The organism is Nocardia grenadensis NBRC 108939, assembly GCF_001613445.1.
Taxonomy (GTDB): Bacteria; Actinomycetota; Actinomycetes; order Mycobacteriales; family Mycobacteriaceae; genus Nocardia; species Nocardia grenadensis.
This window is the reverse complement of the sequence record NZ_BDCJ01000018.1, coordinates 84,721-106,477: the sequence shown is the minus strand read 5'-3', so window position 1 is coordinate 106,477 and position 21,757 is coordinate 84,721. Positions and strand designations below refer to the sequence as shown.

At 68.8% G+C, this 21,757-nt stretch carries 19 protein-coding genes; 13 read left to right on the top strand and 6 right to left on the bottom strand.

The window, feature by feature from the left end; translation table 11 throughout:
- Positions 1–77 precede the first annotated feature (77 nt).
- From NGR01S_RS19285 to hisG, 7 genes are all read left to right on the top strand, one after another.
- Positions 78–1,664 (top strand): serine/threonine-protein kinase, encoded by a 1,587-nt coding sequence (locus NGR01S_RS19285; protein ID WP_063038751.1) that lies wholly within the window; start codon positions 78–80, stop codon positions 1,662–1,664.
- A gap of 109 nt (positions 1,665–1,773) precedes the next feature.
- The gene (locus tag NGR01S_RS19280; protein ID WP_063038749.1) at positions 1,774–2,472 is read left to right on the top strand and encodes an HAD family hydrolase; all 699 of its coding nucleotides are present in this window, start codon (positions 1,774–1,776) and stop codon (positions 2,470–2,472) included.
- Between the two features lie 375 nt (positions 2,473–2,847).
- Entirely contained in the window at positions 2,848–3,708 is an 861-nt protein-coding gene (locus tag NGR01S_RS19275) for a HalD/BesD family halogenase (protein WP_063038747.1), read from the top strand.
- Positions 3,709–3,752: 44 nt separating this feature from the next.
- Positions 3,753–4,574, top strand: coding sequence for a class I SAM-dependent methyltransferase (locus NGR01S_RS19270; RefSeq protein ID WP_063038986.1), 822 nt, complete (start codon positions 3,753–3,755; stop codon positions 4,572–4,574).
- Between the two features lie 43 nt (positions 4,575–4,617).
- Entirely contained in the window at positions 4,618–6,432 is a 1,815-nt protein-coding gene (locus NGR01S_RS19265) for a choline/carnitine O-acyltransferase (RefSeq protein ID WP_063038746.1), read from the top strand.
- 244 nt (positions 6,433–6,676) lie between these two features.
- Positions 6,677–6,940, top strand: coding sequence for a phosphoribosyl-ATP diphosphatase (locus tag NGR01S_RS19260; protein ID WP_030521337.1), 264 nt, complete (start codon positions 6,677–6,679; stop codon positions 6,938–6,940).
- A gap of 35 nt (positions 6,941–6,975) precedes the next feature.
- Complete coding sequence (hisG, locus tag NGR01S_RS19255; RefSeq protein WP_063038744.1) at positions 6,976–7,827, top strand: ATP phosphoribosyltransferase; 852 nt, start codon at positions 6,976–6,978, stop codon at positions 7,825–7,827.
- Between the two features lie 497 nt (positions 7,828–8,324).
- On the opposite strand, the gene NGR01S_RS19250 is transcribed toward hisG, so the two are convergent.
- Positions 8,325–9,221, bottom strand: a complete 897-nt coding sequence (locus NGR01S_RS19250) for a RecB family exonuclease (protein WP_063038742.1) — start codon at positions 9,219–9,221, stop codon at positions 8,325–8,327.
- A gap of 84 nt (positions 9,222–9,305) precedes the next feature.
- Between NGR01S_RS19250 and NGR01S_RS19245 the strand changes: the two genes are divergently transcribed.
- Complete coding sequence (locus NGR01S_RS19245; protein ID WP_063038740.1) at positions 9,306–10,139, top strand: tRNA (adenine-N1)-methyltransferase; 834 nt, start codon at positions 9,306–9,308, stop codon at positions 10,137–10,139.
- Between the two features lie 65 nt (positions 10,140–10,204).
- Here the strand turns inward: NGR01S_RS19245 and NGR01S_RS19240 are convergent, their stop codons facing one another.
- The gene (locus NGR01S_RS19240) at positions 10,205–10,741 is read right to left on the bottom strand and encodes a nuclear transport factor 2 family protein (protein WP_063038738.1); all 537 of its coding nucleotides are present in this window, start codon (positions 10,739–10,741) and stop codon (positions 10,205–10,207) included.
- Between the two features lie 179 nt (positions 10,742–10,920).
- On the opposite strand from NGR01S_RS19240, the gene arc reads away from it, so the two are divergent.
- The 4 genes from arc to NGR01S_RS19220 all read left to right on the top strand — a co-directional run bounded on the left by arc (position 10,921) and on the right by NGR01S_RS19220 (position 15,536).
- Positions 10,921–12,681, top strand: coding sequence for a proteasome ATPase (gene arc, locus NGR01S_RS19235; RefSeq protein WP_063038736.1), 1,761 nt, complete (start codon positions 10,921–10,923; stop codon positions 12,679–12,681).
- Positions 12,682–12,874: 193 nt separating this feature from the next.
- Positions 12,875–14,401: an ArnT family glycosyltransferase gene (locus NGR01S_RS19230; RefSeq protein ID WP_063038981.1), complete on the top strand. Its 1,527-nt coding sequence runs from the start codon at positions 12,875–12,877 to the stop codon at positions 14,399–14,401.
- An 18-nt stretch (positions 14,402–14,419) separates the two neighbouring features.
- Positions 14,420–14,785, top strand: a complete 366-nt coding sequence (locus NGR01S_RS19225; RefSeq protein ID WP_063038734.1) for an arsenate reductase family protein — start codon at positions 14,420–14,422, stop codon at positions 14,783–14,785.
- A gap of 73 nt (positions 14,786–14,858) precedes the next feature.
- On the top strand, positions 14,859–15,536 hold the full coding sequence (locus NGR01S_RS19220; protein WP_063038732.1) for a TIGR00266 family protein: 678 nt from the start codon (positions 14,859–14,861) through the stop codon (positions 15,534–15,536).
- Between the two features lie 311 nt (positions 15,537–15,847).
- Here the strand turns inward: NGR01S_RS19220 and NGR01S_RS19215 are convergent, their stop codons facing one another.
- The 4 genes from NGR01S_RS19215 to NGR01S_RS19200 form a co-directional block, all read right to left on the bottom strand.
- Positions 15,848–16,408 carry a dihydrofolate reductase family protein gene (locus NGR01S_RS19215; RefSeq protein WP_063038731.1) on the bottom strand — a complete coding sequence of 187 codons (561 nt, stop codon included), beginning with the start codon at positions 16,406–16,408 and terminating at the stop codon, positions 15,848–15,850.
- On the bottom strand, positions 16,409–17,329 hold the full coding sequence (locus tag NGR01S_RS19210) for a helix-turn-helix domain-containing protein (RefSeq protein WP_063038728.1): 921 nt from the start codon (positions 17,327–17,329) through the stop codon (positions 16,409–16,411).
- Between the two features lie 87 nt (positions 17,330–17,416).
- Complete coding sequence (locus NGR01S_RS19205; protein WP_084481417.1) at positions 17,417–18,760, bottom strand: YhgE/Pip domain-containing protein; 1,344 nt, start codon at positions 18,758–18,760, stop codon at positions 17,417–17,419.
- Between the two features lie 156 nt (positions 18,761–18,916).
- On the bottom strand, positions 18,917–20,104 hold the full coding sequence (locus tag NGR01S_RS19200) for a DUF418 domain-containing protein (protein WP_084481415.1): 1,188 nt from the start codon (positions 20,102–20,104) through the stop codon (positions 18,917–18,919).
- A 92-nt stretch (positions 20,105–20,196) separates the two neighbouring features.
- On the opposite strand from NGR01S_RS19200, the gene dop reads away from it, so the two are divergent.
- Entirely contained in the window at positions 20,197–21,696 is a 1,500-nt protein-coding gene (gene dop, locus NGR01S_RS19195; protein WP_039825236.1) for a depupylase/deamidase Dop, read from the top strand.
- The last annotated feature ends 61 nt before the right edge of the window (positions 21,697–21,757 follow it).

Sequence of the window (21,757 nt, the reverse complement as noted above, 5' to 3'; positions counted from 1 at the left end):
GCGGAACCGTAGGCAGCCGCCTGTGACGCGCGGAGTGCTGGAAGACTCGGCGGCGAACAGAAGGGGCCACGACAGAGATGACCAAGGATCGGCTGATCGCCGGACGGTATCGGCTCACGGATCCCATCGGCACCGGCGCCATGGGGGTGGTGTGGCGGGCACTCGATATCCGGCTCCAGCGCACCGTCGCGGTCAAGCAGGTGCTGCTCGGACCCAACCTGACCGAGCAGCAGACCTCGGAGGCGCGCAAACGCGCACTGCGCGAGGGCCGGATCGCCGCGCGCCTGCACCACCCCAATGCCATCTCGGTGTTCGATGTCGCCGAAGAGGACGGCCAGCCCTGGCTGGTCATGGAGTACATGAACGCGCCGAGCCTGGCGAGCCGGTTGAATCTCGACGGCACCATGAGCCCGCTCGAGGTCGCCGGACTCGGTGCCCAGGCGGCGGCCGCACTGGCGGCCGCGCACGACGCCGGAATCGTGCACCGCGATGTGAAACCGGCGAATCTGCTGGTGGGTGATGACGGCACGGTGAAGATCACCGATTTCGGAATCTCGCGTGCCACCGGCGATGTGACCGTCACGGCCACCGGGTTCCTGGCCGGCACCCCCGCGTATCTGGCCCCCGAGGTCGCCCGTGGTGAGCAGCCGATACCCGCCTCCGATGTGTTCGCGCTCGGATCCACGCTGTACCACGCGCATACCGGCCGCCCGCCCTTCGGCGACGGCGACAATCCGCTGGCGGTACTGCACGCGGTGGCCGGTGGACAGGTCGAACCGCCCGCCGGCGCCGGGGCCCTGGGGCCGGTGCTGATGCGCCTGCTGGCGACCGAGGTCGCCATCCGTCCCACCATGCACGAGGCGCAGGTCATGCTCGAGGAGGTGGCCGCCGGGCGAGCACCGGAACCGGTCGATCCGGTGGCCCCCGCCGCCACCAAGATCCTGCCCGCCGATGCGGCCGCGACCACCCCGCTGTCGCCGGACGCCGCTGCCGCAGCCCCGGTGCCGCCGCCGGGCGGCACCCCGCCGGCGTTCCGCGGTGCCCCGCCGCCCGCCGCGGCGGCCGTTCCGGCGGGTGCCCCCGCTCCGGCGCCGCAAACCGCACCGGCCCGCGGTGGTTCCGGGAACCGCACCAGGACGGCGCTGCTGGCGGGTGCCGCCGCATTGATCCTGGTGGTCGTCGCGGGATTGGTCCTCGCGAACTTCGCCGGCGGCGACGACCCCGACGATCCGGCGGCGCTCGGCCCGGACACCTCACAGGCACTCGCCTCCGAAGCCTCCGAATCGGATACGGAGACCACCGCCCGGTCGTCGACCACCACACCGTCGCCGACCACCACGGCGGAGACCGGTCCGCCCTCGGCGGCCCGCGTCGAACAGTTCGTCCGCGGGTACTACGGCCTGCTGCCCGGTAACCCGTCCGCTGCCTGGTCCCAGCTCTCGCCCGCATACCAGGCCACCACCGGCGGCTACGCCGAGTACACCCGCTTCTGGTCGACCATCTCCGCCGTCAGCATCGGCGCGGTGACGCCGTCGGGCACCGGCTCGGCCGTGGCCACCATCACCTACACGATGAGCAACGGTTCCGTGCAGTCGGAGAGCCGGTCGTTCCAGGTGGTACCGGAGGGGGGCCAGTTGGTGATCACCGCGTCCCAGCTGCAGTGAGCCGCCGCCCGAGACCTTCCCACCGGCCACGCGCCCGCGAGGGTCGGCCGGGGGTTCCGGGTCTCCCGGGCACAGACGATGTGACCGACCGCGACGAAAGGCCGTACATATGAACCGGGTTGCCGGAGTGCTGTGGGATATGGACGGCACCCTGCTCGATTCGGAGAAGCTCTGGGATATCGGGGTGCGGGAGCTGGCGCGGGAACTGGGCCGGGAGATGACCCAGGAGATCCGGCACGCCCTGATCGGGGCGTCCGGGGCGAACGCGCTGCGGATCATCTTCACCGAGCTCGGTCTGCCCCCGGAGCCCGAGGCCGTGGCGGCGGCCGGACATTTCCTGGAACAGCGCGTCACGGAACTGATGAGCGGGCCGATTCCGTGGCGGCCGGGCGCGGTGGAAGCGCTGGAGATGGTGCGTGCCGCGAGCCTGCCCACCGCGCTGGTGACCAACACCAAACGGTCCCTCACCGAGCTGGCGCTGGAGACCCTGGGCCGCGATCGCTTCGACGTCTCGGTCTGCGGTGACGAGGTTCCGCACGGGAAACCGGACCCGGCCGTGTATCTGCGGGCGGCAGAGCTACTCGGCCTCGAGCCCGGTGATTGTGTGGCCGTGGAGGATTCCGTCACCGGGGTGGCGGCCGCGACGGCCGCGGGGTGCGCGGTACTGGTGGTGCCGTGTGAGATCCCCGTCGAGGCGCACCCGTCCCGCGTGCACCGCGACAGTCTGATCGGGCTGTCGCACACCGACCTCGACGAGGTGTTGCGGACCTGCCGCGCGGTCGCCGCGGGCGATCCTTCCGTGTCCTGAACAGGTCACTTCCCCCCGGGCGGTATCCACAAATCTCGGATCGGCACGGGTTCTCACCACGGTCACGGCCGCGCTGTGCCGGGACGACGACGAACTACTCGTGTGCCCCCCGACCCTCGACGATGTACCGCCTGCTCGTCCTCCAGCAGGTACACGAATGTGCTCCCCACACGGTGCCGTTCGGGTCCGCGCGCCCGGACATCCGATGATGGGCTGCTTTTCGCGCCGTATCGGTCGCCAACGCTGTGATCAGGGACGAACAGCGGTCGCGAACGATGTTGTGGAACAACAAGACCGAACGGTCCGTGACCGGACTCACCTGCTGTCTCCGGCAAACCCCGGGCGTGTCGCAGACAGTCCGATAACAATGTCGCTATGGCCGCCACGGTGACCTTGAACGACATCGTCGACACATCCCGCTACCCGCTCGCGGAGCCCGATTCCCCCGGCCGGCGTGCCGCGGTGGCGGCGGCCCGGGCCGATCTCGCCGAGGACGGCTGCACCGTCCTGCGCGAGTTCATCCGGCCCGAACTGCACGCCCTGCTCGCCGAGCAGGGGCAGCGGATGGCGCCGCACGCCTACTATCGCACCGAGCGGGTCAACGCCTACAACATCCCGCTCGACAGCGCATTACCCGAAGGCCATCCCGGCCGGATCGTGTTCGAACGCGGTAACGCCTTCGTGCCGCGCGACCGCATCCCCGCCGACGCGCTCATCCACCGCCTGTACACCGATGTGCTGTTCCAGCGTTTCCTCGCCGACTGTTTCGGCCGGGACCGGCTGCACGAATTCGCCGACCCCTTGGCGGGGCTGGTTCTCAATGTGGTCTCCCCGGGGCAATCGCATCCCTGGCATTTCGATACCAACGAGTTCACCGTCAGCATGCTGACCGCCACCCCCGAGATGGGTGGCGTTTTCGAATACTGTCCCGGTATCCGTTCCCCGCAGGCCGAGAACCTGGCGGATGTGCACGCGGTCCTGACCGGATCGGGTGAACGTCTCATCCGGCGCCTCGTACTGCGCCCGGGCGATCTGCAACTCTTCCAGGGCCGCTTCTCGCTGCACCGGGTCTCCCCGGTGGCGGGCGCGGCCGCGCGGCATACGGCGATCTTCGCCTACAGCGACCGTCCCGGTGTCATCGGCACCGTGGAACGCACCCGTCAACTGTTCGGACGGGTGCTCCCCGATCATCTCGCCGCGGCCGACGCCGTCCGGGGTGACCGGCTGCTCGATTGACCGGACGCGATCGAGTGGATACCGCCCGAGGAGAGGAACACACCGTGCCAGTTCCGTTGCACACCACCGGGAAAGCATCCTTCGACGACATCTACTCGAGGCCCGACCCACGCGACTACTACGCGCGGATGTCGGAGCTGGGCTATCGCATTCCGGAACTGGCGAAACCGCATCTGTGGCGGCAGATCGCCGAATGCGCCGCGGCCCGGGGGGCCGCACCCGGCGTGCTGGATATCGGCTGCTCCTACGGCGTGAACGCGGCCCTGCTGCGCTGGGATACCACCCTCGCCGAGCTGGCCGGATGGTATGCGGACGGCGACATGGATACGGACGAGCTGATCGCGCGGGACCGCGCCCGGCCGGCCGGCGCCCACGCGCTGCCCGGGGTGCGGTTCCTCGGTATGGATGCCTCCGCGCCCGCACTGGACTACGCGCGCGCGGCGGGGTTGCTCGACGCCGTGGTGCACGCCGACCTCGAGGCCACCGACCCCAGCGACGAACAACGCGCGATCCTCGCCTCGGCGGACCTGGTCGTCTCGACCGGCTGTATCGGATATGTCACCGAGAAGACAATCGTGCGCATCGCCACGGCCCATCCCGACCGGCGCCCCTGGATGGCCCATTTCGTGCTGCGTATGTACGGTTTCGAACCCATCGAGGCGGAGCTGGCCGCCCTGGGTTACCGCACCGAGCGGATGCCCGGCGAGTTCGCCCAGCGCAGGTTCGCCTCGGCGGCCGAGCAGGAGCAGGTGCTGAGTACGCTGGCCGGTAACGGCATCGATACCACCGGCCTGGAGAACGACGGTTGGCTGTATGCCAATCTCTATGTGTCCCGGCCACTTTCGGCGCCCGAATCCATGGCTTGACGCCGGGCGAACCCGACGACCGACAACCGAACCGGAGAACGACTTGACCGAACCCACCTTCGCCGCCGAGGATCAGCTCCCGAGGGTCCCGTTGCCGACCCTCGAGGACAGTTGCGCGCGTTTCGTCCAGTGGTGTACCCCGCTGCTGACCACCGAGCAGCTCGCCGCCACCGAGGCGGCCGTGGCGGATCTGCTACGCCCCGGCGGCCCCGGCCGCGTGCTGCACGCCGCGCTGCGCGAATACGACGAGACCCCGGGCGTGGGCAGCTGGCTCGACCGGTTCTGGCCCTCGCGCTACCTGGGCCGGCGGGACCGGATCGCGTTGAACGCCAACTTCTTCTTCCTGTTCCGTGACGATACGGCGCTGGCGAGTTCCACCGCGGCCGGCCAGGCCGAACACGCCGCCGCGCTGGTCGCCGCCGCGGTCGACTACAAGCTGGCCCTGGACCGGGAGGAGATCCCGCCGATCACCCAGCGCGGGCAGCGCCTGTCCATGTGGCAGAACAAGTACTTGTTCTCCGAGACCCGGATTCCCGGCCTCGAGCAGGACACCGTGCGGGTGCCCTACAGCGAGGCCGAACCCGGCCCGTCCACCGCCCGGCATATCCTCGTACTGCACCGCGGAGCCATGTTCCGGCTGGATGTTCTCGGGCCCGACGGCGACCCGTACGCCTTCGAGGACGTGACCGCGGGTCTGCGCACGATCCTGAAATCGGCCACCGAGCCGGCCCCGGCGGGGACCTCGGTGGGACAGCTGACCACCGCGGCGCGCGCCGACTGGGCCCGCGCCCGCGCCCGGCTGCTGACCGACCCGCACAATGCCGAAGCGCTCGACACCATCGAAACGGCGCTGTTCGCCGTCTGCCTCGAGGATTTCGCCCCGCGCGACGACCTGCACGCCGCCGACACGCTACTGCACGGTGACAGCGCCAACCGGTGGTTCGACAAGTCGATCTCGTTCATCGTCTTCGCCGACGGCCGGGCCGGGATCAATGTCGAACACTGCGGCTTGGACGGCACCACGATCCTGTCCTTCGTCGATACCCTGCTGGAGACCCCCGTCGGCGAACATCTCCAGCGGTCCGGGGCGCGGGAGCAGGGGCTGCCGCCGGCCGAGCCGATCGAGTTCCGACTCGACGCGGAGCAGCAGGCCGAAGTGGTCGCGGCCGGGTCGGCGTTCGGGCAGTACGCCGCGGACAATGCCACCACGGTGGTCTCGTTCACCGATTTCGGCACCGCCCGGGCCAAACAGCTCGGTATCTCCCCGGACGCGTTCGCTCAGCTCAGCTACCAGCTGGCGCACCGGCGCAGTAAAGGCGTCACCGGCGCCACCTACGAATCCATCGCCACCAGGCAGTACCGCAACGGCCGCACCGAGGCGATGCGGGTGGTGACCCCGGAGATGGTGACTTTCGCCGACACCATGACGGACCCGACGGCCGATAACGCCGCGAAACTGGCCGCCGCCCGCGCCGCCGCCACCGCGCATGTGGAACGGGCGAAACAGTGCCAGTCCGGTGCGGCGCCGGAACAGCATCTGTGGGAACTCGAATGGATCCAGCGGCGCCGCGGCGCCGAACTCGGCGTCACCGACCCGATTCCGCTGTACTCCAGCCCCGGCTGGACCGTCCTGCGCGACGACTATCTGAGCACCAGCTCCGCGCCGTCGGTGAACATCAGCTACTTCGGTTTCGGGTCCACCAGCCCGAAATGCATCGGTATCGCCTACGTACTGCTGCCCGACCGGTGGAATCTTTACCTGGCCACCCCGGCGGCTGTCGCCGATCGGATGCACGCGTTCGCCGGGCACCTGCGCACCGCCGTCGCCGAACTGGAGGCGCTGCTCTCCGGAGCATGAGCGAGTCGGGCCCGGAGGCGGTAGCGCAGTGTGACCACGTAGGGCCCTCGCTCATGCGCGATAGGCACAGCATGAGCGAGTCGGGCCCGGAGGCGGTAGCGCAGTGTGACCACGTAGGGGCCCTCGCTCATGCGCGATAGGCACAGCATGAGCGGTACTCGCCGGTCGCCCGAGTGGGTGCCACGACACAGTGGCGCCCACTCGGGCGGAGTCGTGTGGCGGTGGTCTGAAACAATGACCTGCCGTGAAGACTTTCGAGGCCCTGTTCGCCGAGCTCCAGGATCGCGCAGCCACCCGCCCCGCCGGGTCGGGCACCGTCGCCGCGCTGGACGCGGGCGTCCATACCCAGGGCAAGAAGGTGCTGGAGGAGGCCGGTGAGGTGTGGCTGGCCGCCGAACACGAGGGCGACGAGGCGCTCGCCGAGGAGATCTCCCAGCTCCTCTACTGGGTGCAGGTTCTGATGGTGGGCCGCGGGCTGCGGCTGGAGGACGTCTACCGACATCTGTAGACGCCCCGACCGTTCCTCCGACCGAAAGGACCATCATGTTGCGCGTCGCAGTACCCAACAAGGGCGCACTCTCCGAATCCGCGGTCGCCATCCTCACCGAGGCCGGCTACCGTAAACGCACCGACTCCCGCGATCTCACCGTGCTCGATCCGGCCAACCAGGTGGAGTTCTTCTTCCTGCGGCCCAAGGACATCGCCATCTACGTAGGTTCCGGCGAACTCGACCTGGGGATCACCGGCCGCGATCTGTCACTGGATTCGGGCGCACCCGTGCACGAGCGGCTCTCGCTCGGCTTCGGCGGTTCGACTTTCCGCTACGCCGCCCCGCAGGGCCAGGATTGGAAGGTCGAGGATCTGCAGGACAAGCGGATCGCCACCTCCTACCCCAACCTGGTGCTGGCGGATCTGGCGCGCCGCGGGATCGAAGCCGAGGTGATCCGGCTGGACGGGGCCGTCGAGATCTCCATCCAGCTCGGGGTGGCCGATGCGATCGCCGATGTGGTCGGCTCCGGCCGCACCCTGCGCCAGCACAATTTGGTCGCCTTCGGTGAATCGCTGTGCGATTCGGAGGCCGTGCTGATCGAACGAGCCGGGTCCGACCAGCGCGACCGGGCGCGTAACCAGCTGATCGCCAGGGTCAAGGGCGTGGTGTTCGCTCAGCAATACCTGATGCTCGATTACGACTGCCCGAAGAACCTGCTGGAACGTGCCGCCGAGCTCACCCCGGGCCTGGAATCCCCGACGGTCGCCCCGCTGGCCGACCCCGGCTGGGTCGCGGTCCGGGCGCTGGTGCCGCGGAGGCAGGGTAACGAGCTGATGGATCAGCTGGCGGAACTGGGCGCGCGGGCCATCCTGGCCACCGATATCCGCTCCTGCCGCGCTTTCTGAATCAGCGGGCGTAGGGACGGTCTGTTCCGACTCGGCGCCGAGGCCCGACTCGGCGCCGAGCGCCCGTGATGTGTGTTGTGGGCTGTCACCTTGCGTGAGCGGCATAACCCCGGACCTCCCTACCCAGCCCGAATCAGCGCTGTGCCGGTTCTCCGTCCCGGTCCTGGCACATGTCGGCGACTGCTCGTACGGCGGCGACCACTGAGGTCTCGGCCCGCCCCGATTCTGAACTGACGGGGTGAAGGAGCGCAGTGACCGAGCGTGTGCAGCCGACCATCCATGGATCGGTGACCATTGAGCACTTACAGTGCTGTGAGCCTCCCCGGACTGGTCGAGGAGCACGACAGCCTGCACCTTCTGTCTATTCCGGATGGTCTACCTCAGTGGTCGGGGCCCGCCCCCGATTCTGGACCGACGCAGCGACTGAGCGGAGGAGGGAAGAATCGGGGTCACAGTGCCCCGACCCGCGCGCCGGAGGCGCGCAAATGAACACAGTCTCAATCCGATACCGATTCGGCGAAGGATTCGGCCGGGGGTTCGTCGTCCGCGGGCCAGCCGGGGTAGGACGGGGGCGTGCCGTCGAATGCCGGGCACAGGCTTTTGTAGGCGCAGTAATCACACAGCCAACTCGGATTCGGCGGAAAATCTCCGGTCCGGCCCGCTGCGCGCACCGCGTCCCACAGGGCGGTGAGGGTGCGTTCGAAGCGGAGTAGTTCGTCCTCGTCGGGGGTGTAGGTGAGCAGTTCGGCGTCGGCCAGGTAGATCAACCGCAGCTGGGTGGGAACCACGCCGCGGGTGCGCAGCAGCATCAGCGCGTAGAACTTCAACTGGAACAGCGCCCGCGTCTCCTGGGTGGGCCCCGGCGCCCGGCCGGTCTTGTAGTCCACCACCCGCAGTTCGCCGCTGGGTGCCACGTCGATGCGGTCCACGAAACCGCGAAGCGGGGCGCCGTCGGGCAGGTGGACCTCGAGCCGGGTCTCGCAGGATTCGGGATCGAACCGGCGGGGGTCCTCGAGCCGGTAGTAGGTACGCACCAGGGCGCGGACCTCGTCGAGGAAGGGCGCGACGGCGAGGCCGGTGGCGAGGAGTTCGGCCGCTTCGGGGCGTTCGGCCAGCACCCGGGTCCAGGCCGGTTCGGCCAGCGTGCTCGCGCGGTCGGGATCACGTTCGGCGGCCGGCAGGGCATAGAGATCTTCGAGAACGGCGTGTACGACGGTGCCGCGCACCGCCTGGCGGGTCGGCGGCTCGGGAATGCGATCGATGGTGCGGAGCCGGTACTTCAGCGGGCACTGTTTGAAATCGGCTGCGCGCGAAGGGGACAACGCCGGTCGGGCGGAGGCGGGTGCCGGTTCGAGGCCGGAACCGGCCGGGGGCGTGCTCGGTGGCGCTGACATACCTGGCAGGCTATCCGGCGGCACCGACACGGTGCCGCGCCCGGTGATCGTCCCGGGCGCAGTCCTCATCGGGAACGGAGATCCATGACGGCCAGACGGACCGGGCCATTCGTCGTCGGCGACCGCGTGCAGCTGACCGACGCCAAGGGCAGGCTGTACACGGTGCTGCTGGAACCGGGTAAACAGTTCCACACCCACCGCGGCGCCATCGCCCACGACGACCTGATCGGCGCCGACGAGGGCACCCTCGCGCATTCCAACAACGGCACGCCGTATCTGGCCCTGCGCCCGCTGCTGACCGACTACGTGATGTCCATGCCGCGCGGGGCGGCGGTGATCTACCCCAAGGACGCCGCGCAGATCGTGCACGAGGGCGATATGTTCCCCGGTGCCCGGGTGCTGGAGGCGGGGGCGGGGTCGGGCGCGCTGACCTGCTCGCTGCTGCGCGCGGTGGGATCGGACGGGGCGGTCGTGTCCTACGAGATCCGCGAGGATCACGCCGAGCACGCCGTCCGCAATGTGGAGCGCTTCTTCGGCGAACGGCCTGCGAACTGGCAGCTCACCGTCGGCGATGTGGCCGATTACGAGGGGGAGCGGGTGGACCGCGTGGTGCTGGACATGCTGGCGCCGTGGGACGCGCTACCGGCCGTATCGCGGGCCATCGTGCCCGGCGGGGTGCTGATGGTCTACGTCGCGACGGTGACCCAGCTCTCCCGGTTGGTGGAGGCCCTGCGTGAGCAGCAGTGCTGGACCGAACCGCGGTCCTGGGAGTCGATGGTGCGCGGCTGGCACGTGGTGGGCCTGGCGGTGCGTCCCGAGCACCGGATGCAGGGCCATACGGCCTTTCTGGTGAGCGCGCGGCGGCTCGCCGAGGGAGTGGTCACCCCGAAACCGCAGCGCCGGCCGTCGAAGGGCTGAGCGGGCGCTACGGACGGTCGCGGGACCACGGGGCCGGATCACCGGCTCCCGTGGCCCCGTCGTGGTCAGGCGGGGGAGCAGGGGAGCTGCGCGAACCCGAACAGCACACAGGCGCTCGCGTCCGACAGCTTCCAGGTGCCGTCCTCGTATTCCCAGGTCAGCGGCATGGGCGGTGCGCTCTGACCGGAGGGACTGGTGATGGTGGTCCGGCCGGTGGCGGTATCGCCGTCGACGGTGACCTCGTCGACCTGGTAGCTGATCCCGCGATAGGTCTGCAGGGCGGCATTGAGCTTCTCGAGCATGTCCCGCCGGTTCTCGCCGTCGTCGATCAGCTTCACCTTCTCGTCCACCGGGATATCCGGGTTGGTGATCTGCTCGAGGCCGGCCTGTAGGCTCGCCGCGGTGGGCGCGGGCGCGGTCTCACCGTGATCGTCATCGTGGTCGTGCGCCGCGGCGCTGGTGGAGACCGCGACACTGCTGGCGGCGGCGGTATCGCCGCCGTCGTCGGACCCGCAGGCCGTGAGGCCCAGCGCCAGGGCGGCGGCCGCGGCGGTAGCCGCCGCGACGCGGGACAATCGCCGTGTCCGTGCGGGAAGTTGCATATCTGGCAACCTTTCGGCTAGTCGGTGAGCGTGCCCACCATTGTTGGGTTAGGGGAGGCTAACATGGTGTGACCTGCAGAGGGCCGCGGACCAGATGTGATCACGACGAAATCGTGTCGGACAGCGCAAACGGGCCGCGCCCGGTAGCGTTGATAGACCGGGACTGGGAGGAGCAGCACATGAGCCCCATCGAGAATTCGGATTCGGCGGCCTGGAGAGAACTCGAGGCAGTACGCGCCGAAGCGGCTGCACTCCGGAGGCAACTCGCCGACTCACCGGATCGCACACGGGAATTGGAAGCCCGTATCGATTCGCTGACCATTCGCAACACCAAGCTGATGGATACCCTGAAAGAAGCGCGGCAGCAGCTCGTCGCGTTGCGTGAGGAGGTCGACCGGCTCGGTCAGCCACCGAGCGGTTACGGGATTCTGATCGGGGTGTACGAGGATCAGACCGTCGACGTCTTCACCTCCGGCCGCAAGATGCGATTGACCTGCTCGCCGAACATCGAGACCACGACCCTGGCCTACGGCCAGACCGTCCGCCTCAACGAGGCGCTGACGGTGGTCGAGGCCGGCATGTTCGACGCGATCGGGGAGATCGGCACGCTGCGGGAGATCCTCGACGGAGGCCGCCGCGCGCTGGTCGTCGGGCATGCCGACGAGGAGCGGGTGGTCTGGCTGTCCGGTCCACTGGCCAAACTCGCCGACGCCGATGATCTGGCCGATCCGGACTCACCGATCCGCAAGCTGCGGCCCGGTGACTCCCTGCTGGTCGATACGAAGGCCGGGTTCGCGTTCGAACGCATCCCCAAGGCCGAGGTCGAGGATCTGGTGCTGGAAGAGGTTCCCGACGTCGGATACGAGGACATCGGTGGTCTCGGGCGCCAGATCGAGCAGATCCGCGACGCCGTGGAGCTGCCGTTCCTGCACAAGGATCTCTTCCGCGAGTACGCGCTGCGCCCACCCAAGGGTGTGCTGCTCTACGGTCCGCCCGGCTGCGGTAAGACGCTGATCGCCAAGGCGGTGGCGAACTCGCTGGCCAAGAAGATCGCCGAGGCCCGTGGCGAGGATGCCAAGGAGGCGAAGTCCTACTTCCTGAACATCAAGGGTCCCGAGCTGCTGAACAAGTTCGTCGGTGAGACCGAACGCCATATCCGGATCATCTTCCAGCGGGCCCGGGAGAAGGCGTCGGAAGGGACGCCGGTGATCGTGTTCTTCGATGAGATGGACTCGATCTTCCGCACCCGTGGTTCCGGTGTCTCCTCGGATGTGGAGACCACGGTGGTACCGCAGCTGCTGAGCGAGATCGACGGTGTGGAAGGGCTGGAGAACGTCATCGTCATCGGCGCCTCCAACCGTGAGGACATGATCGATCCCGCGATTCTGCGGCCCGGCCGCCTGGACGTGAAGATCAAGATCGAGCGGCCGGACGCCGAATCCGCGCAGGACATCTTCTCGAAGTACCTCACCGAGGGGCTGCCGCTGCACGCCGACGATCTGGAGGAGTTCAAGGGCGACAAGGTGGCCTGCGTCCGCGCGATGATCGAGCGGGTGGTGGACCGGATGTACGCCGAGAGCGAGGACAACCGCTTCCTGGAGGTCACCTACGCCAACGGCGACAAGGAGGTCCTGTACTTCAAGGACTTCAACTCCGGCGCCATGATCCAGAACATCGTGGACCGGTCCAAGAAGTACGCCATCAAGGCGGTGCTCGACACCGGTAACCCGGGTCTGCGGATCCAGCATCTCTACGATTCGATCGTGGACGAGTTCTCCGAGAACGAGGACCTGCCCAACACCACGAATCCGGATGACTGGGCCCGTATCTCGGGTAAGAAGGGCGAGCGGATCGTCTACATCCGCACACTGGTCACCGGGAAGAACGCCAGTGCCAGCCGGGCGATCGACACCGAGTCGAACACCGGCCAGTACCTGTAACCGGCACCGACACCGAGGCCGCGCTCCCGTGGGGGCGCGGCCTCGGTCGTTGCCGGGGTCCATCTCGCGGCGTACGCGGGTACACCGTGTGTCCGACGGGATTCCACCGATAGGTGGACGCCGGAGGGGTGCGGTCGCGGATATGTTCCGAGGGCCAGGTATCACGAAACCCAGGAGTACCTCCGTGACCACGATGACCGATTCCGTCCCGCCACGGCCCGATGCGTATGCCGACCGTCCCTTCGCCACCGCCCCCGTACTCGGTGTGGCCGCCGTGGCGGCCGTCGTCCTGTTGCTCTCGGCGACCCGATACGGCTATTTCGGCGACGAACTGTACTTCCTGGCCGCGGGTCGGCGGCTGTCGTTCGGCTACGCCGATCAGGGCCCGGTACTGCCCCTGCTCGCGGCGCTGGGGGATAGCGTCGCCCCGGGTTCGCTGCTGGTGCTGCGGTTGCCCGCGATCCTCCTGACGGTGGCCGCGATCGTGGTCGCCGCACTCGTCGCGCGGGAGTTCGGTGGCGGTCGCGGCGCCCAGGTTCTGACTGCCGTCGGCTACGCGACCTCGCCGTTCCTGCTCATGCAGGCCAAGAATCTGTCCACCAACGCGATCGACTCCGCCCTGTGGGTACTGATCGCCTGGCTGGTGGTGCGCTGGGTGCGGACCCGCCGCGACGGGCTGCTGTTCGCCGCCACCCTCGTCACCGCGCTGGATATGCAGGTCAAATGGCTGATCCCCTTCTTCTGGCTCGCGGTGGTGGCGAGTTCACTGGTCTTCGGTCCACGGGAGTTGGTGCGCCGACCGCTGCTCTGGGTGGGCGGGCTGGTCGTGCTGCTGGTCTCGGTCCCCGCCCTGCTCTGGCAGGCCCGGCACGGGTGGCCCCAGCTGGGCCTGGGTGCGGTGGTGCGCGCGGAACAGCAGTACTCCGGCGGCCCGATGGCCTTCATACCCTTGGCCGTGCTGCTCGCGGGAGCGCTGGGCGCGGTGCTGCTGTGCTACGGCCTGTGGGCGCTGCTGCGGCACGAATCGCTGCGCCCGTACCGTTTCCTCGGTGTGGCCACGGTGCTGCTGCTCGTGGTGTTCCTCGTCTCCGGTGGTCGTGTCTACTATCTGGCCGGGATGTACGGCGTGGTCTTCGCGGCCGGTGCGGTCGCCCTGGCGGCGGCGGTGCGGCGGGTCGGATCGGCCCGTCGGCGGGCGCTCCTCGGCTCGGGCGCGGCGGTGGTAGCGGTATCGCTCGCCCTGATCGCCGGCTCCACACCCTGGCGGGAACCCGACGCGATCGACCCGCCCGCGAACGATACCGAGGCCGCGTTGAACATCGGGTTGTACGGCGAATTCGGCTGGACCGAACTGGCGGACGCGGTGGTGACGGCCTACCGCTCGCTGCCCGCGGCCGAACAGGCTCGATCGGCGGTGATCACGGAAAGCTACTGGCAGGCAGGTGCATTGGATCAGCTGGCGCGGACGGAATTGCCGCAGGTGCACAGTCCCTCGCGCGGTTTCGGATATTTCGGCGCGCCCGCCGAATCGGCCACCACCCTGGTGTGTGTCGGCGGCGACGAGCACCTGTTGCGCGCGCAGTTCGCCACCCTCGAACCGATCGGCCACGTCGACACCCGGCTCGGCTTCCTGGGCAACACCCGCGATGTCACGCTCTGGAAATGCGCGCAGCCCCGGCGGGCGTGGTCGCAGGTGTGGCCGGAATGGATGCACCTGTAGCGGGCTACGCTCACCCTCATGAGCACTCCGGAGACCGAGATCTGGCATAACCCGCGCTGCAGCAAGAGCCGGGCCGCCGTGGCCCATCTGGACGCCGCCGGCATCGAGTATTCGGTCCGCCGGTACCTCGACGAGCCGCCCACCGTCGCGGAACTCCGTGCGGCACTCGACCGGCTCGGCGCGCAACCCTGGGATATCACCCGCACCGGTGAGGATATCGCGAAGGAACTGGGTATGGCCGCGTGGGGCCGGACCGAGGCGGACCGGGACCGCTGGCTCGCGGCGCTGACCGAGCATCCGCGGCTGATCCAGCGTCCGCTCGTGTTCACCGCCGGGCGTGGGGTCATCGCCCGGGACGCGGAAGCTCTGGATTCGCTGGGCTGAGTCCGCGGCGGTTCGCCGGGGTGTAGCGCTAACGTTGGCGGACTCTCACCCGCGGTGGCGGTAGTGTCGGCTCATGAAAGTTGAACTGCGGCACAACCCGTCGTCGACGGTTGCCCGGTGTGTCCTCGCGGGCGGTGAGCCGGTCCGCGTGGAATCCGGTGCCATGGTGGCGCATTCGGCAGGAGTCGGCCTGGAGGCCAAGGCCGAGGGCGGCGTCCTGGCCGGTATGAGACGGTTGATGTTGTCGGGTGAATCGTTTTTCGTCTCCACCTTCACCGCGCCGCAGCAGGGCGGCTGGGTGGATGTGGCGCCTTCGCTGCCCGGGGACATGCTCGCACTGCAGATCGCTCCGGACCGGCCGTATTTCATCAGCCGCGGCGGCTGGATCGCCAATTCGACCGGCGTCCAGGTGGAGAGCAAATGGGGTGGTTTCGCCAATCTGTTCGGCGGTGAGGGCGGCTTCGGCCTGCGCGCCTCGGGCCAGGGCGAAGTCGTGGTCGGCGTATTCGGAGCCATCGATGTCATCGATCTGGCGCCCGGCGAGCCGGTCACCATCGATACCGGGCATGTGGTCGCCTACGATCTGTCGATCCGGTTCACCATCCGGCGCGCGGTCTCCGGTCGCTCTCTCCAGTCGCTCAAATCCGGTGAAGGCCTGGTCTTCGACTTCGTCGGTCCCGGCCGGGTCCTGCTGCAGACGCGCAACCCCAGCGCCTTCGCCTCCTGGACGGCCTCGGTTTCCTCCGGGTAGGCGTACCGCCGCCTCCGCGCCGGCCAGGTGCTTTCCGGGCGAACTCCGCGCTCGCTCCGGCCGTGCGCTCTGTGCGTACCGCGACCCTCGCTCCGGCCGTGTGTCGTCCGCGTGGCTTCGCGTCGGCGCCGGCCGGGCGCGGGCTGCCGAGGGGGCTCGCCGATCGCGCCGATCCGGGTACCTCCGCATTCGCTCGGTCCGTGTGCGTCCGGGTGTGACCTTCGCGTCCGGCCTGGCGCGGATCGCGGTGGTTTCGCCGCCCGCATCCGCCGGGCGGTGCGGTCGCCCCCCGGCCGACCGCACCGCGCCGTTCATTCGTTCGGCGCGACCACCGTGTAGCGCACGCAGGCGAATTCCCCGTTGCCGGCCACCTCGTCGACCCGCAGCTCCAGCCGGCGTGGCAGCAGCGGTGCGCCGGCGCCCAGGGTCACCGGCGCGATCGAGACGATCACCTCGTCGAGCAGGCCGCGATCGGCGAACTGTCCCGCCAGTTCGCCGCCGCCGACGACCCACAGGTTCTTACCGGCCGCCGCCTCGGTCATCGACTTGTGGACGAGTTCGACCGGATCCTGGGTGAATCGCACATCGCCATCGGTGCGCGGGGCGAATTCGCGATGGGTGCAGACCCAGGTCGCTACCTCGTAGGGCCAGGGTCGCCCGGCCTCGTTGTCGAGCAGCCACTGGTAGGTGTTGGCGCCCATGACGATCGCGCCGACACCGGCCATGAACTCGGTCATTCCCATGGGGCCGTTGTCGTTGTCGGCCTCCCGGGACAGCAGCCAGTCCAGCGAGTGGTCGGGGGTGGCGATGAAGCCGTCGAGGCTGGTCGCCGTGTAGTAGATGGTCCGGGGTCCGGTCGCCGGGGTGGTCATTCACTCTCTCCTTCGCAGCCAGTCGATCGGGTCGCCCCATCCGACGGGATCATCGGGTGCGGTACCGCGTATCCAGTACCGCACCAGCTGGCGGCGATACGCGGAGTAGGTGAGCACATGCGCGACCACGCTGCCGAGGACGAAACTCTCCGGCGGCTCGCACAGCGCATCGATCAGGGTGTCGCCCCAGCCGCCGCGCCGATCGATCTCGCGGACCGTATCCAGCCACCGCGGACCCACCTCGTCGAGGCGGGCCGCGAGCGCGGGCGGGTCGTCGCCGCCGGCTACCGGCGTGTCGGCGCCTTCGATCGAGGCCAGCCAGCACTCCTTGCTGCGGATCAGATGGTGCAATACCGCGGCGACCGAGTCCTCGGGACCGTCCCAGGGCAGCACGGTCCCGGTGCTGCCCCGGGGCCGCCGGTACTGTTCCTCGGTCAATCCGGCGGCCGCCTTCACCAGGAGGGCGGTGTCCTCGAGGTCGTGGTGCAGCAGCAGCGCGGTCGGGTCCATATCGGATCGTCCTCTCGGTTCACCCTCCACCCACAGCGACATGGGCGGGTGGAAGTGGATGCCGTTCGCCGCGGGCAGCCAGCGCGGTGTCCGGCCCGTCAGCGGCGGGGTCGCACTCGGCGGGTGACCGAACGCACGGGTGAACGCCCTGCTGAACCCTTCCACCGTGTCGTAGCCCGCGGCGAAGGCCACCTCGGTGACCGCCGCGCCGCCGCCGAGTTGCCAGCACGCGCGCTCGAGCAGCACGCGCCGCCGCAGGCCCACCGGGGACTCGCCGGTTCCGCGGCTGAACTGCCGTGCGAAGTGATACCGCGAGCTGTACGCGTCGGCGGCCATCTGCCCGAGCGTGGTGTTGTCTTCGTCGAGAACGGCGTCGAGCAGTTCCCGCAGTCGGTCCCGTCGGTTGTTCACCCGTCGAGTCTGACGGATCGGCCGGCCGGTGCGCTTGACCGATCTTGCGCAGACGGCCGGTGTCGCCGGCCGGAGCCGCGCCGACGCTCAGCGGTCGCTGCGGCGCTCCAGGCCCTTGCGGTCGTAGAGGATCGTGAAGACGAGCCCCAGCACCAGCCCGATGGCCAGCCCGGCCAGGCTCATCCAGACCCCGCGCGCCAGTCCGGGGTTGCCGTGTGCGTCGAAGTACAGGATGGCGCGGATGCCCAGGTAGATCTGGTGCATGGGTTCGAAGGCGGCCAACCAGGCCATGTAGTGCGGGGTGGCCTCCAGCGGGATGGTGGCGCCCGCCGAGGGCAGCCCGAGCACGATGAACAGGATCAGGTTGATCAGCAGCCCCGCCGAGCCGAACACCGCGAGTACGGACAGTGCCGTCACCCCGACCGCGAGGATCGCCAGGGTGCCGAAGAGGAACAGCGCCAGGCCGTGTTCGAGCGGTACGTCCAGCAGGGTGGCGATACCGACGAACAACCCGGAGGCGATCGGGGCCACCACGGCCATCACCCCCCACTTCAGCAGCAGGGTGCGGGCCCGGGAATGCGGCGAGGTCGGATGGTGGACGAACCACGGCCCATATTCGGTGGGGACGAAACCGAGCGCCGAATCCACCATGGTGTGCACGATCATGGCGCCGGTGAAACCGGCCAGCACCACCAGCAGGGTGTAGAAGAACGCGGACAGGCCCTGCCCGGTCCCTTCCGGAAGCGGCCGGTACTGCTCGATGAGCACATCGATCGGTTCGGCCAGTATCAGCCTGGACGCGCCGGAGACCTGGGTGCCGCCACCTGGGCCGGAACTCAGCTCGCTGTCGACAGTTGCGGTGAGTTGTCTGCCGACCTCGGCGTTCACCTGGGTGAGCGCCTGCCGGGCGATGAGCTGGGTGATCTGGGTGGCGAAGGTCCCGGTACGCGGATTGGTCACCACGGTGATCACCGGCTGCTGGATATCGCCGGGCACCACACTGCCCGCACCGAGGATCGACAGTCGTTTGGACAGATCGCTGGGCAGGATGATCGCGCCGTAGACCTCGCCGTTGTCGAGCAGGCGCTGGGCCTCACCGATACCGGTCACGCGCAGATCCACCTTGTCGGCCGGGACACGCTCGGTGAGCGCCGCGGTGATCTGATCACCGATATCGATCTGCTGTCCATCGCGGATATCGCCGTCGTCCTGGTTCACCAGCGCGATCGGGAAATCATGCAGATTCTCTTCCGGGTTGACGACGTAGCCCAGATACATCGTCGACAACAGTGCCATCAGCAGCGTGACCACCACGATCGGACCGGCCCAGATACGGATACGGCGCCGCACCCGGGCGCGGGTGTCGGTATCGCCCGTCTCGTCCGGTACGGCGTGTGCGCCCGGGTCGTCGCCGGTGCTGTCGGTCCCCATCGCGTCCTCCGTCGAAGCTGCGCGTCCGGCCCTGGTGTGCGGGCCGGGCGTCTGCCGGTACGGCCGGGTCAATGGTGGCAGCTACCCGGGCGCGCAGTGGTACCGCGACCGGGTGTGTCTGCTCACTGTGGCGGGCGTATCAGCGCAGCGCAGCGGCTATGCCCGATTCAGCAGCCGGTAGCTCGAATGCCACAGCCACTCCACCGGACCGCGTGCGAACCGGCGCAGCCAGCAGTGCGCGAACAGCGCGATCACCGTGCATACGGTCACATAGACGACGACGGTGAAAGGTACCCGGGACTCCGGCGCGAACCGCGCGGCCAGCCCGAACCCCCAGCCGTAACACAGGATCGACGCCACCAGGTTCTGCAGGATATAGCAGCTCAGCGCGGCCCGGCCGATCTCGCTCAGCCGGCGTCCGGCGAAGCCGGTGTGGGAGCGGCGCGCATAGAACTCCGCGACCAGCGCGAGAATGCCCAGCGAGACCACCGGCGCCACGACGTAGCGGGTGATCAGTACCAGATCGCCCCCGCCGGCCAGTCCGGCGAGCAGGTCGACCGGCGCGGCCACGCCGAAGCCCAGAAACAGGAGCCGGCGCCGCAGTCGCGCCCCCTCGGGCCGGAACACACCGGCGTGGAACAGGCGAGCGCCCACCAGGAACAGCACGACGGACAGCGGCAGGATGACGATCGCTTCGGCGCGGAACGCCAGTGCGTGCTCGGCCCGGAACAGCACCAGATCCCAGAACGAGCCGTCGGCGTACGGGTTGGGGTCCAGCGGTGCCCGCTCGCGCGGCGCGGAAGGCTCCGCCAAGACCAGCGAGACGACGTAGAGCGCGATCAAGGTGAGGTGCACGCCGAGCATCGTGTAGAGCCACCGGCCCTGTGCCCGCCCACTGCGGGTGAGCAGGAACGCGACGACCGCCGCCGTCACGGCATACCCCATGAGCACGTCGAACTCGGCGATCAGGAGGAAATTGAGCAGGCCGTCGAGGAACAGCAGTGCGGCGCGCCAGGGGTACCCGCCCGGCCAGGGGCGCCCGGCTCGGCGGGCCGAGCGCTGCTGGATGGCCAGGCCGATACCGAACATCACCGTCAGCAGCCCCAGGAATTTGCCCTGGGCCAGTTGTTGGAGCACCTTCTCGGCCCACATCCAACCGTCGGTGGGGGACATCGAGATCCGGTGCAGATATCCGCTCAGGCCCTCGGGGTCGGTCAGGATCCAGACATTCGTGCCCAGCGTGCCCAGGATGGCGATTCCGCGCAGCACATCCAGGGCCGCGAGCCGGGACGGGCGCGGCGGATTCGGTCCGGGGACGAGCGGGTCGGCGACGGTGCGGGTCATGGTCAGAGCATGTGGTCGCGGGCTACGCCGCGGCATCGGCCGGAAGTACCACTCGACGGATGATTCGCCGTCCTTCGCCTACGCTCGAACTCATGCAGCGCATCATCGGTATCGAGGTCGAATACGGGATCTCCACCCCCACCGAGCCGTCGGCCAACCCGATCCTCACCTCTACCCAGGCGGTTCTGGCCTACGCCGCGGCCGAGGGGGTGCCGCGTGCCAAGCGCACCCGATGGGACTACGAGGTCGAGTCGCCACTGCGCGATGCCCGCGGTTTCGACCTGAGCCGGATGAACGGTCCGGCGCCGGTGATCGATGCCGACGAGGTCGGCGCGGCGAATATGATCCTCACCAACGGCGCCCGCCTCTACGTCGACCACGCGCATCCGGAATATTCCGCGCCGGAGGTCACCGATCCGCTCGACGCGGTGATCTGGGACAAGGCCGGTGAACGAGTGATGGAGGCGGCCGCCCGGCACGCGTCCAGCGTGCCCGGCGCGCCCCGGATGCAGCTGTACAAGAACAATGTCGACGGCAAGGGCGCCTCCTACGGCACCCACGAGAACTATCTGATGAGCCGCGAAACCCCGTTCAACGCGGTAATTCTCGGGCTCACCCCGTTCTTCGTCTCGCGGCAGGTGATCTGCGGTTCCGGCCGGGTCGGGATCGGGCAGTCCGGCGATAACGCGGGCTACCAGCTCTCGCAGCGCTCGGACTACATCGAGGTCGAGGTCGGGCTGGAGACCACGCTCAAACGCGGCATCATCAACACCCGCGACGAACCACACGCCGACGCCGACAAATACCGCCGGCTGCACGTCATCATCGGCGACGCCAATCTGGCCGAGATGTCGACCTATCTGAAGGTCGGGACGACCGCGCTGGTCCTGGACCTGATCGAATCCGGTGCCGATCTGTCCGATCTGCAGTTGGCCCGCCCGGTCACCGCGGTCCACACCATCAGCCACGATCCCACCCTCCGCGCCACGGTCGCCCTGGCCGACGGTCGGGAGCTCACCGGGCTGGCGATCCAGCGGCTCTATCACGAACGGGTCGCGAAGTTCGTCGAGGAGCAGGGCAACGACGACGAGCGGGTACGCGATGTGCTCGACAACTGGTCGATGGTGCTCGACCTACTGGAACGCGATCCGATGGAATGCGCCGACCTGCTGGACTGGCCGGCCAAGCTGCGCCTGCTCGAGGGGATGCGCAGCCGCGAGGGCCTGGGCTGGGCGGCGCCGAAACTGCATCTGATGGATCTGCAGTACTCGGATGTGCGCCTGGACAAGGGCCTGTACAACCGCCTCGTGGCGCGCGGATCCATGAAACGGCTGGTCACCGAACAGCAGGTGCTCGACGCCATGACCAAACCGCCCACCGATACCCGCGCCTACTTCCGCGGGGAATGCCTGCGCCGGTTCGGGGCCGATATCGCCGCCGCGAGCTGGGACTCGGTGATCTTCGACCTGGGTGGCGATTCGCTGGTCCGTATTCCCACCCTGGAGCCTCGCCGCGGTACCAAAGCGCACGTCGGGAAACTGCTCGACGGGGTCGATACCGCTGCTGACCTGGTGCAACAGCTCACCACCTGAGTGTTCGCCGGGAATGTTCCCGGAGGTCGCGACCACCGGGGTGGGACGTAATCCGACTACG

What these genes read in the sequence shown, in the direction of transcription:
- NGR01S_RS19285 (WP_063038751.1), top strand. Translation starts at nt 78, where the DNA reads ATGACCAAGGATCGGCTGATCGCCGGACGGTATCGGCTCACGGATCCC.
- NGR01S_RS19280 (WP_063038749.1), top strand. Translation starts at nt 1,774, where the DNA reads ATGAACCGGGTTGCCGGAGTGCTGTGGGATATGGACGGCACCCTGCTC.
- NGR01S_RS19275 (WP_063038747.1), top strand. Translation starts at nt 2,848, where the DNA reads ATGGCCGCCACGGTGACCTTGAACGACATCGTCGACACATCCCGCTAC.
- hisG (WP_063038744.1), top strand. Translation starts at nt 6,976, where the DNA reads ATGTTGCGCGTCGCAGTACCCAACAAGGGCGCACTCTCCGAATCCGCG.
- NGR01S_RS19250 (WP_063038742.1), bottom strand. Translation starts at nt 9,221, where the DNA reads ATGTCAGCGCCACCGAGCACGCCCCCGGCCGGTTCCGGCCTCGAACCG.
- NGR01S_RS19245 (WP_063038740.1), top strand. Translation starts at nt 9,306, where the DNA reads ATGACGGCCAGACGGACCGGGCCATTCGTCGTCGGCGACCGCGTGCAG.
- NGR01S_RS19240 (WP_063038738.1), bottom strand. Translation starts at nt 10,741, where the DNA reads ATGCAACTTCCCGCACGGACACGGCGATTGTCCCGCGTCGCGGCGGCT.
- arc (WP_063038736.1), top strand. Translation starts at nt 10,921, where the DNA reads ATGAGCCCCATCGAGAATTCGGATTCGGCGGCCTGGAGAGAACTCGAG.
- NGR01S_RS19230 (WP_063038981.1), top strand. Translation starts at nt 12,875, where the DNA reads ATGACCGATTCCGTCCCGCCACGGCCCGATGCGTATGCCGACCGTCCC.
- NGR01S_RS19225 (WP_063038734.1), top strand. Translation starts at nt 14,420, where the DNA reads ATGAGCACTCCGGAGACCGAGATCTGGCATAACCCGCGCTGCAGCAAG.
- NGR01S_RS19220 (WP_063038732.1), top strand. Translation starts at nt 14,859, where the DNA reads ATGAAAGTTGAACTGCGGCACAACCCGTCGTCGACGGTTGCCCGGTGT.
- NGR01S_RS19215 (WP_063038731.1), bottom strand. Translation starts at nt 16,408, where the DNA reads ATGACCACCCCGGCGACCGGACCCCGGACCATCTACTACACGGCGACC.
- NGR01S_RS19205 (WP_084481417.1), bottom strand. Translation starts at nt 18,760, where the DNA reads ATGGGGACCGACAGCACCGGCGACGACCCGGGCGCACACGCCGTACCG.
- NGR01S_RS19200 (WP_084481415.1), bottom strand. Translation starts at nt 20,104, where the DNA reads ATGACCCGCACCGTCGCCGACCCGCTCGTCCCCGGACCGAATCCGCCG.
- dop (WP_039825236.1), top strand. Translation starts at nt 20,197, where the DNA reads ATGCAGCGCATCATCGGTATCGAGGTCGAATACGGGATCTCCACCCCC.